Source organism: Delftia sp. NA_296.1, assembly GCF_052692095.1.
In genome coordinates this window covers 265,707-278,839 of the sequence record NZ_JBQZGF010000006.1, presented here as the reverse complement: position 1 = coordinate 278,839, position 13,133 = coordinate 265,707, and the positions used below count along the sequence as shown (strand labels likewise).

The following is a 13,133-nucleotide window of genomic DNA, read 5'->3' as shown; positions in this document are numbered from 1 at the left end:
TAGTCAAACCGGCCGCAGACAGATTATGTTGTAAGCGTGGCGGCACAAGGGTTTTCGGGGGGGGGGCTTTCTGGATGCGGGGGGCCCGCAGGGCCAGGCACAGATGCCACTGCCGGTATGTGCGGTACCGCACAGAGCCGGTGGGCCTGGCCCGTAAGATGCAAGAGCGTCATTTCTGCTGTCTCCAGACTCTCTTGAAGTGCCGGGATGACTGCACTGGAATTGCCTTTATGCCCTCTTGCGCCGCGTCCACCGGCAATCATTTGCTCGCCTCCTTGCCGCCCGAGCCATGGCAGCGGTGGGAGCCTGCGCTGGAGCCCGTGGAGCTTGCCCTGGGTCAGGTGCTGTATGAAGCGGGCCGGGTCATGAGTCACGTGTACTTTCCCACGACGGCGATCGTCTCCCTGCTGTACGTGATGGAGAACGGTGCGTCGGCGGAGATCGCGGTGGTGGGCAACGAAGGGATTGTGGGCATTTCCCTCTTCATGGGCGGAGGGTCCACGACCAGCAGGGCGGTCGTTCAAAGCGCCGGCAGGGGCTATCGGCTGAAGGTCGGCGCCATGCAGGCGGAGTTCGAGCGCGGGGGCCCGGTTCTTCACCTGTTGCTGCGCTACACGCAGGCGTTGATCACCCAGATGGCCCAGACCGCCGTCTGCAACCGTCACCATTCACTTGACCAGCAGCTTTGCCGCTGGTTGCTGCTGAGCCTGGACCGGCTTCAGGGCACGGACCTGGTGATGACGCAGGAGCTGATCTCCAACATGCTCGGAGTCCGCCGCGAGGGCGTGACCGAGGCCGCGCTGAAGCTGCAGCGCGCCGAGATCATCCGCTATTCGCGTGGCCGCATCAGTGTGCTGGACCGTACGGGCCTGGAGCAGCGCTCCTGCGAGTGCTATGCGGTGGTGAGAAAAGAGTACGACCGGTTGCTGCCGGACATCACGGCTTGCTAGGTCCCGATCGCGGCCTCTTGCACAGGGATGACAAAGCAGCTGTGCGCTGCCAGCTCTGTCCAGCGCAGCCTCTGCGATACCTGGAGCATGACCGCGCCCTCCACGGCACACCTGGCCGCCAGCGCGTCGGTGCTGCCGCGAATCAGGAGAAAGCGCATGCTGCGGCCCTCCCGTTTCAATACCAGTTCGGCTTGGGGCCAATGGGAAGGAAGGCAGGGGGTGAAGAACAGTTCCCCGGCGTGTATGTGCAGCCCCAGGATGGATTCCACCGCGGCGCGATGCATCCATGCAGCCGAGCCCGTGTACCAGCTCCATCCGCCCCGTCCGACAAAAGGGGGCTGGGTGTATACGTCTGCTGCCATGGCGTAAGGCTCGATGGCGTATTGGCTGCCCCATACGGGATGGCTGGCGCGATGGGCCGGACTCAGGTAGGTGAAGTACCGGTAGGGTGTGTCCTGAAGGCGCTCGCTGCCGGTGGCGGTGGCGGTGGCGGTAGCGGTGGCGTGCGCCGCCTGGCGCAGGGCCAGCGAAGCGGCGGCCATCACGGCCCACGCTCCGGCATGGGTGTACTGCCCGCCGTTTTCCCGCACCCCTGCCGGGTAGGCCTGGATATAGCCTGCATGCGGAAGGCCATGGACCAGGGGCGGTGCCAGCAGCGGGATCAGGCCTGTATCGGGCTGGACCAGCTCCGTGTCCACCGCTTCCATGGCAATGCGCGGGCGCGAGGTGCCTGCCGTGGTGACCAGGACCGACCAGGCCTGCGCAATCAGATCGATGCGCGCCTCGGGCTGCCGGGCCGAGCCCAGCACCGTGCCGTCATCGAAGAACGCCCGCCGGTACCAGCGCCCATCCCAGCCCGCAACATCGAGGGCCTGGCGCCAGCCGGACAGGGCTGTCTGCCAGACGTCGGTGCGTGCTTCGTCGCCGCAGCCGCGTGCCAGCGGTATCCAGTCCGTGACGATGGCGCACAGGAACCAGGCGAGCCATACCGATTCGCCCCGGCCTTGATGACCAACGGCGCTCATGCCATCGTTCCAGTCTCCTGCGCCCATCAGGGGCAGGCCGTGCACGCCCACGGCAAGGCTGCGGTCGATGGCGCGCGCCGCATGCTCGTAGACCGATGCCGAAACTTCGCTGATGCCCGGTGTTTCGTAGACGTCGTCCACGCCGTCGGCAATGGCGGGCGCCTCCAGGAACGGAACCTGCTGCTGCAGCAGCGCCGTGTCGCCAGTGGCCTGGAGATAGTGCGAGCAGGCGAAGGGCAGCCACAGCAGGTCGTCGCTGCAGCGGGTGCGCACGCCAGCACCCGCAGGCGCATGCCACCAGTGCTGCACGTCCCCTTCGAGAAATTGCCGTGACGCGCACAGCGTGATCTGTTGCCGCAGCACGCCGGGATCAGCCCAGACCAGCGCCATGGCGTCCTGCAATTGGTCGCGGTAGCCGGTGGCGCCTCCCGCCTGGTAGAAACCGGCTTTGGACCACAGCCGCGAGGAGACCGTCTGGTAGGGCAGCCAGCGGTTCACAAGCACGTCCATCAGCGGATCGGGCGTGTGGATCTGCGTGGCCTGGAGCAGGCCATCCCAGTAGTCGCTGTTGGCCTGTTCTCGTGCCTGGGGGGCCAGGACGGTGGCTTGCTCCAGCAACTGGCGCGCCGCATCGGGACTGGTGGCATGGCCGATCAGATAGGTCTGCTCCCAGTCCACGCCGGGCCGAAGCGTGGCCAGGCGCGACAGGGCTGCGCAGGGTTCGAGCCCGTATCCGCTGCGCTGCCCCAGCTGTGCCGGGAGCTGCAAATGTCCGTCGGATGCAAAGAACTCGCTGCGGTCGCAGGTCCAGTCAAGGCTGTCGTGCTTTCCCGCGAGGGTGCCTTCGCCGGCATGCGATTCGCAGAAGAAAGCCGTGCCGCCGCCAAAGCCGCCCGCAGCCTCGGTCTGGGTGCATAGCAGGCCCAGAAAGCGCTTGTCGGGCGCCGGTGCCCACAGGGCCATGGTCTCCAGCGTGGCGCGGTCGGCCCGGCGCTCGCCCAGCATCCACTCCACCATGCCCGCCATCCTCAGGTGCATCTTGGAGTTGCCATGGTTGACCACGGTGATGCGCACTTGCTTGACGGCCGTCCTGATGTCCACGCACCAGCGCGCGCGGATGCCCAGGTCGCCATGGCGGTGGGAGATTTCAGTGAAGCCCTGGCCATGCACCACGCTGTAGCGGGCCTGGGCATGCCCCCAGGCGCTGGGGGCCACGCTCCATGTCTCGCGTGTGCGCCGGTTCTGGAGAAAAAACCACTCGGACGGCATGTCGCAGACGGGATCATTGGACCAGGCCGTGACCTGATTGAGCCGGCTGTTGATCGCCCAGGTATTGCCTGCGCCGCTTTCGGATATCTGCCCTCCGAAGCCGGGGTTGGCCAGGACGTTGATCCAGGGCCTGCCCGGACGCCGGGATGCGCTGACATCGAATTGGAAGTGGCCATGGTCGCCGAGGAACTGTCCGGTCGATGCGGGGACAGCCGAGCCCCGGCTTGGCTGGACCGGTATTTTCTGGGGCAGATGCGCTGTGCGCCGCCGGCTGGCCTGGGCCTCGAACTGCTCGCTCCAGGCATGGATCTGTTGCAGCAATGCACGGCCATCGGCATGCAGGCGCACACATGCCAGGCGCTCCAGGCAGGCTGCCTGCGCGGGGGTGAGCGTGTCCTGGCCCAGGACATGAAAGCCTGTCGTGCTGAGCCCTGGGCGGGCGTTGCCGGCCGCCTCATGCTGTTCGCCGATGGCGTTCAGCTCGGCCTGCACCGGCATGTAGTAGGAGTGGAACTCGCTGCTGAGCACGACCAGGTCGCAGGCCACGCCGGCGCGCGACCATTCGCCCAGGGCCTGTCCCAGTATGCGCAGCAGGCCCAGGCCCTGGGGCGCCGCGGCACTCACCACGATGATCGGCCTGTCGCCCGAAAGGCCCAACTGCCACAGCACGCGCCGGTCCTGGATCTGCGGCAGGCGGACGGCGCCTGCGCGATGCGGGTGCAGGCCGGGCTGCAGCTTGGGCAGGGTGAACATCAGCGCCGTGCCCAGCAGTTGCAGTGCCGGAAGGTACTCGGGCCGGGGCCGGTGCTGCAGGGCATCCTGGCCCTGCGCCAAGGTGGCGGAGATCACGGAGGTGCGCTCCACATAGCTGGGCTGGCGGTACTTGTCCAGGATGGCCATGAGGGTGCTGGCACTGTCGCAGGCGGCCGTCGCAAACACCACGCTCACTTGTCCGCCAGGGCCCACGCGCATGCGCACGCCCAGCACGGCGACGGGATCCAGGCCGGTGTCCAGCGCGACAGCTTCACCCGGTGCGGGCTCCAGGCACGCCTGCGGCTGGCTGGCCGCGTGATTGCGGCCGGCCCATTTCGCCCGATCGCTCTGGTAGCGCAGGCCCAGGACCTCCCCCTGCGTGCCGGCCACGAAATGGGCCATCTGCACCACCTTCTCCTCCTTGTGGCGGGCAACCCGCTCAAAACGCATGCCCTGCTGCTGCGCCAGCCACTGCGCCTTCACGAACATGTTGGAGAACGCCGGGTGGGCCTCGTCCGCGCCCGCGCCGGCCAGGACCACCTCCATGGCCGATATCAGCTCCACGTCCATGGGCAGGTTACCCAGGTTGTTCAGTACGACCTTGCGCAGCTCGATATCGTCTTCAGGGCTGATCCAGACCGTGGTGCGCACACGCCATTGCGGCCAGCGGGCATCGAAGCACATGCGGTCCGGGTGGAACGTGCTGGTGTAGGCCGCCTGCGGATCGGGTGCCGGGCTGCGGGTCACGGACACCGGGGCGCTGTCCCGGTCCGTTCGTAGGTAGACAAAGCTCCCGTGCGCATCGCGCAGCAGGTCGTCGCGCCAGCGCGTGATGTGGGTGTTGCCCAGGCGGCTCCATCCGGCTCCGTTGGCGCGCAATGCAACGCTGTAGCGCCCATTGCTCAGCAAGAGGGTCGGCTCCAGGGCCCGGGCCCCCGGGACGACGGTGCGGATCGCGTTGGCAGGCCTTCGGGACTGGGCATGCAAAAAGGGTGCGGCCAGCGCGCCCGCCCTGAGGCCTGCAAGCTCGCGGGGGGTGCGCTCCTGCAGCAGCGTGGACATGGCCTGGATGCGGGGGTGGTCCGAGCCCCAGCGCTGTGCAACCCCTTGCAGCAGCACATTGGCCAGGGCCACGATGGTCATGCCCTGGTGATGGGCCATGTAGGTGCTGACGAGCGTGAACCTTCCGCCATGGATTTGCCGTGCGGCAGAAAAGTCCAGGGCCTCGTAGAAGCCATAGCGCCCGCGCGCAGCCAGGGCGGCCAGCGCGCGGAAGTTCGCGCACGCGGGTACTGCAGCCACCTGGCAGGCCAGCGCTGTGGCGTAGGGGGCGATGACTTTCTCTGCCATCGGCGTGCGGCGCAATGCCAGGCAGGGCACTCCCTGGGAGGCGTACTGGTAGGCCAGCGACTGGTCGCGCGCCGCATAGGCGCTTTCCGACATGCCCCAGGGAATGCCCAGGCCCTTGGCAAAAGCCATCTGCTCGCGCAGTGCGCAGCGGTTGGCCTCGTCCAGCGCGCTGCCCGCTGGCTCCACTGCCACCAGCGAAGGCATCAGGTACTCGAACATGGACCCCGACCAGGACCGCAAAATCGCGTTGCGGCCATGGGCGAAGAACGGCCGGCCCAACGCCTTCCAGTGCCTGGCGGGAAGGTCGCCCTTGGCAATGGCCAGCAAGCTGGTGGTGCGGGACTCGGAGGCCAGCAGGTCGTAGAACGATGCGTCGAGTTGCTGCTCCTCGAGCCGGTAGCCTATGTGCAGCAATTGCCGACGCGGGTCGAGCAGGAAACGGAAATCCGCATCCCACGCCAGCTGCTCCAGGGTGTGGGCCATCGTCCGCAGGCGCAGGGAGATCCCATCTTGCTGCCCCGCGCCGGCGGCGCTGACGTCCAGGGCCGCCGACTGCAGGGTGGCCAGCAGGTCGGCCAGCAGCCATGGCAAGGGGTCCTGCGGCCCGGGCGGGGTGTCGGCCACGGCCCCAGGTTCCGGCAGATCGAGCGCGTGAAGCTCCGCAAAGGCGTCGCGCAGCAATCCCTGCAGCATCATCTGGGCCGATATGTCTTCGGGATCGGCCAGGGGGCTGTCCAGCAATTGGCCGATAGCCGTCTGCTGCAGCGGGCGCTGCAACAGGCGCGCTGCGCCCGCCAGGCAGGGTTTCAACCGGCGCCTGGCCGCACGGATCGCCTGCTGGCTGGCCGCAGGATCCAGCGGGGCGCGGGCCAGCTCAAGGCAGGCGCGGGATACGGCAAGCAGATGGGCTCCGAGGTTGCCGCTGTCCACGGTGGAGACATAGCGAGGCAGTAGCGGCTGCAGGCTCTGGGTGTCATACCAGTTGAGGAAGTGGCCGTTGTGGCGCTCCATCCTGGCCAGCGTGGCCGAGGTCGCTTCCAGGCGCATCAGCAGATCCTGGGTGCCGATCCAGCCGAACTGCCGCGCACAGGCGGCGCTGAGCAGATAAAGGCCGATGTTGGTGGGAGAGGTCCGGTGGGCGAGCACCTCGAACGGCGCCGTCTGAAGGTTGTCCGGGGGCAGGTGGTTGTCGCCTTCGCCCACGCAGCGCTCGAAAAGCCGCCAGGTGTCACGCGCAATGTCCTGCAGCAGTTCGCGGTCTGTGGTCTGCAGCCCTGCATGGCTGAAAGGGGCCCGCCACGGGGCATTGCACAGCCAGACCAGGGCCGGGGTGAAAACCCAGGCGGACAGCAGCAGCCATGCCGCGGCTGGCAGCGGGGCGGGCAGCAGCCACAGGGCCGCCAGCAGCGCAAGCGCGAGCACGGTGCTGTGCCAGTGCCTTGACAAGGCCGGCGCCCAGCCGGGCCGGATGGCGGCATGGGATGCTTCGGCGGTGGTCCATTCCAGCAGATGCCTTTTGCTTACGGCCATGCGGTACAGCGTGCGGGCCACGGCATCCGCGTGGAGCATGGCCTGCGGCAGCAGTTGCGCCAGGTACCACACGCCGGACAGTGCCACCTGCAGCAACTGCCGTGCGCACTGCAGGGCGAAGCGGCTGCCCACGAATCGCGCATGGTGGGGAAGGGCACCGGCGATGGCGCCTATCAACGGCCCGGTGATGCAGGCCGCCGCCGCCAGTGCCAGGGACAAAGGCAGGGCCAGGCCATGTCCTGCCATGGACAGCACGATCAGCAGCAGCGACACGGGCGCAACCAGGGAGCGGCGCAGGTTGTCGAACAGCTTCCATCGGTGGATGACCGCCAGTTGCCAGTATCTGCCGTGCCACAGCACGGGCAGCAATTGCCAGTCCCCGCGCACCCAGCGATGCAGCCGGGCTGCTGCCGTGTCGCTGTGCAGCGGGTCCGACTCCATCACGGTCACATCGGAGATCGCCGCGCAGCGGGCCAGCGAGCCTTCCAGCAGGTCATGGCTGAGGATGCGGTCCTCGGGCAGGCGCTGCGACAGCACGGCGTGCAGGGCCTGCACATGGAGAAGGCCCTTGCCGATGAAACTGCCTTCTCCAAAGAGGTCCTGGTACACATCCGAAGTGGCTGCGCTGTAGGGGTCCATGCCCCGCTGTCCGGAAAAAAGCCACTGCCAGGCAGAGGTTTGCCGCGTCTGCGGCAAGGGCGACACCACGTGCGGCTGCAGGATGCCGTAGCCGCGTATGACCTTGCGCCCGGTGGCATCCAGTTCAGGCTGGTTGTGCGGGTGCTCGGCGATGCCTACCAAAGCCCTGACCTGGCCCGGCGGCAGTTCGGTGTCGCTGTCCAGCGTCAGCACATAGCGCACGCCGGCAGGCAGGTCGGACAGCACGCCCATCTCCAGGAAGGGGGCTGGCATTTCCGTCGCCAGCGCGGCCACCAGTTGCTCGAGCTTGCCGCGCTTGCGCTCCCAGCCCATCCACAGGCCCTGGGTCGCGCTGAAGGACCGGGGGCGGTGCAGCAGCAAAAAGCGCTGGGCCTGGCCCTCCCCGGCGGGGTAGCGCAGGTTGAGCGCCTGTATCTGTTCGCGTGCCTGCGCGAGCAGCGGCTCATCGTCGGCCGTGCCCTGCCGGTCCGCATCCGCCCAATCGCTCAGCAGCGCGAAATGGACACAGTGCTCCGGATTGGCGAGATAGTGCAGCTGCAGGCGGTGTGCCAGTTCGGAGATGGCAGCCGGCTTGATCAGCAGCGCAGGAATGACGACCAGGGTGCGCGCCGAGGGGCCGATCCCCTCCTTCAAGAGAAAGCGCGGCAGATGCGCTGGAGTGGCGGACTCGCATATGAGCCGGTTCACCAGGGCCAAAACCGCCTCGGAGGCCGGGAAAAACATGAGCAGTCCCAGCAGGGCCAGGCCTGCATGGCCCACCCATGCGTCCAGCGGGCCCAGGGGACCCAGCGGACCCTGTATCGCGGCTGCATTGCCTGCGCCGTTGAGGTGCAGCATCCATGCCACCAGGGCCAGCGAAGCCGCCACAACGGCGCCGATGTAGGTGACCGTGCGCGACAGCAGGAGGATGGCATACCAGCGGTCCGACAGGGGCCGTCGCGCGCCGAACATGTCCTCCAGTTGGGGGCGTCCCTCGCCCTGCAGCCAGTACCCGGCCAGTTGGGCTGCGCCCTGCGACTGGCCCATCAACCGGATGAGGGCCCTGGCCACGGCGGCCTCGGAGCGATCAGGGCTGCGCGCGGCCAGGCGCTCTATGCCATGCAGCGTAGTGTTGCGGCTGGCATCGTCCTCGGCCAGGAAAACGGGCGAGGCCTGCAGTGCGCGCACGACCAGGCTGGTCCTGCCCACGATACCGGGCCAGTCCCCGGCGCCCACCAGCCGCAGCGAGGCCACCGCATTGCCCACGCTCAGGTGGTCGGCCGCGCTGTCGGCATGCTGCTGCACCTGCAGTGCCGCCAGATCGGGCACTGCACTGCGCAGCCACTCTTCGATCTGCATGTACGCGCCGTCGCTGAAGACCGAGCGATACCCAAAGAGTGTTTGCGCCAGATGGGACAGGAAGACCTGGCCTACGCCGCGCAATTGCATCAAGCGGTGGATTTCGTGGAAGCCGGCGGCATCGAGCCTGTCGATATGGCCCGCAGCCAGGGTGGCCACCTCCTTGGCCGCCGCCTGGCACGCAATCCGCTCCGCCAGGCGCCTCAAATTCTCGACCAGAATCACCCGCAGCGTGGTGGGCAGCGCCCAGAGCTCACCCTGGCTGAGTTCGCTCTTGCTCTGGTATGCGTCAAGAAAACAGGTCAATAGCGATTCATCGAAGGCACCATCGGTGTGGGCGACAAAGGACCATGCCACCTGGTAGATGCGTGGAAGGCCTGTGAGCGGGGCCTCCTGCAAGACGGGCAGCGAGCGGTAGTAGCGGATGGAAAGGCCTTCGCTGATCTCCCGCAGCTGATCCTCGATCAGGTGGAAATTGTCGAAAAGCCACTCTGCGCCGGATCCCAGCTCATGGCCCTCCTGGTGCAGGCCGGCGATGTACCTGAATGAGGTGCGCAGGGAGCTGAGATTGTTTTCAAGACGTGGATAGAACGTCGCCTGGCCAAAACGGGGGCGGCCCACGGCATGCGCGCCCCCCAGGGTCATCCCATACTGTTCAAAGTGTGCGCAGCCAAAAAGCTCCGACCTGATGGGTGCCAGGACTTCTCCATGGCGGGCATCCAGCAGGTGGCTGATATGTGGCGGTATCCATTTCCAGCGCTTGCGCATTTGCATTCATGGCTTCCGGGCAACGCACTACAGTGCAAGCCACACGACGGCGGCCAGGGTTGCGATCAGCAGCATTCCCGTCAGCGTGCGCTCGCCCAGCATGCGGTGGATGGCCGTGAATCCCGTCCAAAGCGCGAGCAATGGCCTTCTCAGCGCATCGCAGTGCGCCAGGTGCTCGGTGAGCATGAGGCGATCCATCTGGGACAGGCTGGCAGGCCCGCCGACGCAGGAGGTGTCCCAGGTCGGGACGAGGTTGGAAAAGCGGGGCATGGGCGGAACTCCTGGTGCGGATTGCGCGGATGCAATCCCTTGGACACATGCCCTCTTGTAGGGAGCGCAGGCCGCGGCGTCTGTGCGCAGACGAACATTCACGGGCAACACGCGGCGATGTGCCCTACCGCACCGACGGCGATGTGCGAACAGGCCACTGTGGGACGGCATGGCAGGCACAGCGCAGCGCGTGGGTGCGGTGGACGGCGTTCCTGACCAGGGCGGGCAGCCTCCACGCCATGCGCCAGTCCACTACGTTTCAAAGAGGTTCTCCCATGAAAAAAATCAAGGTCAATGCGCTCGCCCTGGCGGCGACCGTCCTGCTGATGGGCCTGGCCGGCTGCGGCAATATGTCCAAAAGGGATCAAAGCACGGCGATCGGTGCGGGTGCAGGAGCGATCGGCGGGGCCGTGCTCACAGGAGGCAGCGCTGTGGGAACGGTCGGTGGTGCTGCGGTCGGTGGAGTGATCGGCAACCAGGTCGGCAAGGACAAGAAGTAAACCGTGCCATGCAGGCTTGGCATCCTGCATGGCCATGTAGAAATCGCTGGCGGATCAAGGGCTTGTCTGTGAAATGGTGAAGGCGATATTCATCTTCCGGATCTGCGAATCATCCGTTTCCCTCAAGCATGGCGAATTCTGAGGAACACCATGGCTCAAAGGTATCCAAGGCACATCGGATCAAGAAGAACAGGTGCTTTTTTTGCAGACGAAGCAGGCCTTCGCCCCCACGCCATCCAGTCGGATTTCGAGCGAAATCACTGGCTGGGCGTCTCCGTGGAAAACCGAATGCGCAAGGGGCTTGAAGCCTGTTTGCAAGGCCTGCAGCGGCAATGCGACTCACTGCGCGAGGAGTTGCACAACACGCGTATCGCCCTGGGAAAGGCGCATTTCGAGCTTGACAGGACCAAGGCGGATGAACGCGCAGCGCATCACCTGGCGACACATGACCATCTGACCTCCCTGCCGAACAGGTTCTCATTCCTGGATCGGCTTTCCAGAGCGATCGGCTTTGCCATGCCCCAGGCCATTCCCATCGCGGTGTTGTATATGGATCTGGATGGCTTCAAGACAATCAACGATCTCCATGGCCACAGTGCGGGAGATGAAGTCCTCAAGGTCGTATCGGGCCGCCTGAGATCCTTCATCCGCCGCGAGGACCTGGTGTGCAGGCTGGGAGGCGACGAGTTCGCATGCCTGCTGGAGCCCTCTCCGGAAATGGAGCAGCTGCGCGCCCTGGCCAGAATGATCTGCAGGGAAATAGCCAACCCCATTCACTGCAACGGGCTGGAGCTGAAAGTGGAGGCCAGCATGGGCATCGTGATCGCACACGAATGGCCTGTGTCTGCGGAGCAATTGATTGCTGATGCGGATCGCGCCATGTATCGGGCCAAGCGCATGCGCAGCGGCTATCAGTTCAGTGTTTTTGAGGGCACTTAGGCCCGCCCCGTAAGCAGCAATACCACGACCACCACCACCAGCAGGCTTATCGCGATGCTGGGAGCGTATCCCCAGCTACGGCTGTGGGGCCATGAAGGCAGAGCGCCTACAAGCACCAGGATCAGGACGATTAGAAGAATGGTGGTCAGACTCATGATGCTCTCCAAGGCGCTTTGCAATGCACGGCGTAGAGTTGCATTGCATCGTGTTTCCAAGCGATGGTCTGTGCGCTGGCGCACGTCCTTGGATTTTTGAATTTTTGACTTTGGTCTTTCAGGCCGGGGTGCCCATGATTCTTGAATAGATTTGTCTGTCTGCCGCGTAGCAGCTGCACGCCCTGTTTTCCAGCGCTGCGCGGTTCAATACCATCATCTCACCACGTTTGTAGGCAATCATGCCGTCGTTCTGAAATCTGCTGGCGATGTTGGTGATGCTGACACGCCGTACGCCCAGTATCAATGCCATGAATTGCTGTGTGACATGAAAGCTGCCGGCACATCGGTCGCTGCTCATCAACAGCCATCGGGCCAGACGGGAGGCTGCCGTATGGTAGTTAAGGCAGACTGTGAAACGTGCCTGTTGATGCAAGCGCACAAGTATGAATTTTTTTATCAATTCACCGAGCATGGGGATCTCTGTGCACTGCTTTTCTAAATCCGTGCGGCTTATTCGCCAGCAGGTACCAGATTGTTGTACCAAGATCTTCCAAGGAGGAGGTGTTGCATTGCCTAGAATGCTTTCTGACCCGACCATCGCCTCATTCCCTACCATGCCTATTCCCAGGGAATGTCCCAGGGAATGGTTGCTGTTGATTTCCATGACCAAGGAGATGCATCCGCTTTCAGGAAAGTAAGCGTGCTCCAAAGGGTTGCCTGCTTTGCTCAATTCTGATAATGCGATCAATTCGAAGATTTCACAGTGCTCAACAAAGTGATCTGCCGATGAAGGATAAAGCAGGCGTATTATCCTGTTTTCAATATTGGCATGATGGGCGCCCGAATTTTTCATACAATTCCAATGAAATGAGTTTCGTTCATTTCTCGTGATGGATACCTCGATGACTGACGCTAAAGCCGGGTCATCAGATGATTTTTCTCTTCAAGCAGGCCGCACTATTGATTATGGTGCTTTTTTGATTCCATGTATGTGCGGCTGCGTACGCAAAGCCAGCTGCCGGGAAGGCGGTTTTTCATATGAAACTCAGTTCTGCTGCCTAGTCCGAGATGAGGTCATTTAATTGCGCATCCAAAATATTTTTTCCATGATGTGCGCTGGCGAACGGAAAAATAGCAAAAATAACCAGCCCCTGATCACCCCATCCCAAAATCCACCCACCCCATCCCCACCCCCCGATTCACATGCCGCTGCCCACCCACCACAAACTCAGAATCCAGCGTGGCCAAAGCAACAGAGATCCAGGCGCCCTCTGCGTAATGCGCGCTGTGCCACGTCAGCGATGAGCCGCATTGCTGGCAAAAGCAGCGCGTGATGCCGGGCGATGAGGCAAAGGAGCGCAATTGCTCCTGGCCCTGGGTGAAGACCAGGTCCTTTGCCTGCACGCTGCCGTAGGTGGCGAATGCGGCGCCGTGGGCCTTCTGGCAGATGCGGCAGTGGCAGTGCGAGACGGCCTTGGGGCTGGACCGCAGTTCATAGGCGATGGCGCCGCACAGGCAACTGCCGGTCAGGGCAAAAGGGGGGCTATCCGGGGCGTTGCTCATGGTCAGTCGGGCGCAAAAAAGGCGCATGCAATTGTGCATGCGCCCCAATGCCGCGAGAGGGAC

At 64.5% G+C, this 13,133-nt stretch carries 8 protein-coding genes; 3 read left to right on the top strand and 5 right to left on the bottom strand.

Features of this window, described 5'->3' with window-relative positions; translation table 11 throughout:
- The first annotated feature begins 230 nt into the window (after nt 1-230).
- Nucleotides 231-950: a Crp/Fnr family transcriptional regulator gene (locus ACUTR7_RS17205; protein ID WP_013801895.1), complete on the top strand. Its 720-nt coding sequence runs from the start codon at nt 231-233 to the stop codon at nt 948-950.
- Here ACUTR7_RS17205 and ACUTR7_RS17200 read toward each other — a convergent pair.
- Entirely contained in the window at nt 947-9,520 is an 8,574-nt protein-coding gene (locus ACUTR7_RS17200) for a GH36-type glycosyl hydrolase domain-containing protein (protein WP_445609377.1), read from the bottom strand. The genes ACUTR7_RS17205 and ACUTR7_RS17200 overlap by 4 nt on opposite strands.
- Before the next feature lie 150 nt (nt 9,521-9,670).
- Nucleotides 9,671-9,913, bottom strand: a complete 243-nt coding sequence (locus tag ACUTR7_RS17195) for a hypothetical protein (protein ID WP_013801897.1) — start codon at nt 9,911-9,913, stop codon at nt 9,671-9,673.
- Nucleotides 9,914-10,188: 275 nt separating this feature from the next.
- On the opposite strand from ACUTR7_RS17195, the gene ACUTR7_RS17190 reads away from it, so the two are divergent.
- Together ACUTR7_RS17190 and ACUTR7_RS17185 are read left to right on the top strand one after the other, a co-directional pair.
- On the top strand, nt 10,189-10,413 hold the full coding sequence (locus ACUTR7_RS17190; protein ID WP_013801898.1) for a glycine zipper 2TM domain-containing protein: 225 nt from the start codon (nt 10,189-10,191) through the stop codon (nt 10,411-10,413).
- Between the two features lie 150 nt (nt 10,414-10,563).
- A complete protein-coding gene (locus tag ACUTR7_RS17185; protein ID WP_080736917.1) occupies nt 10,564-11,352 on the top strand; it encodes a GGDEF domain-containing protein in 789 nt (262 codons plus the stop codon).
- On the opposite strand, the gene ACUTR7_RS17180 is transcribed toward ACUTR7_RS17185, so the two are convergent.
- From ACUTR7_RS17180 to ACUTR7_RS17170, 3 genes are all read right to left on the bottom strand, one after another.
- A complete protein-coding gene (locus ACUTR7_RS17180; protein ID WP_034398712.1) occupies nt 11,349-11,507 on the bottom strand; it encodes a DUF3309 family protein in 159 nt (52 codons plus the stop codon). The genes ACUTR7_RS17185 and ACUTR7_RS17180 overlap by 4 nt on opposite strands.
- A gap of 118 nt (nt 11,508-11,625) precedes the next feature.
- On the bottom strand, nt 11,626-12,360 hold the full coding sequence (locus ACUTR7_RS17175; RefSeq protein ID WP_445609376.1) for a Crp/Fnr family transcriptional regulator: 735 nt from the start codon (nt 12,358-12,360) through the stop codon (nt 11,626-11,628).
- A gap of 302 nt (nt 12,361-12,662) precedes the next feature.
- A complete protein-coding gene (locus tag ACUTR7_RS17170; RefSeq protein ID WP_445609375.1) occupies nt 12,663-13,070 on the bottom strand; it encodes a GFA family protein in 408 nt (135 codons plus the stop codon).
- Nucleotides 13,071-13,133 lie beyond the last annotated feature (63 nt).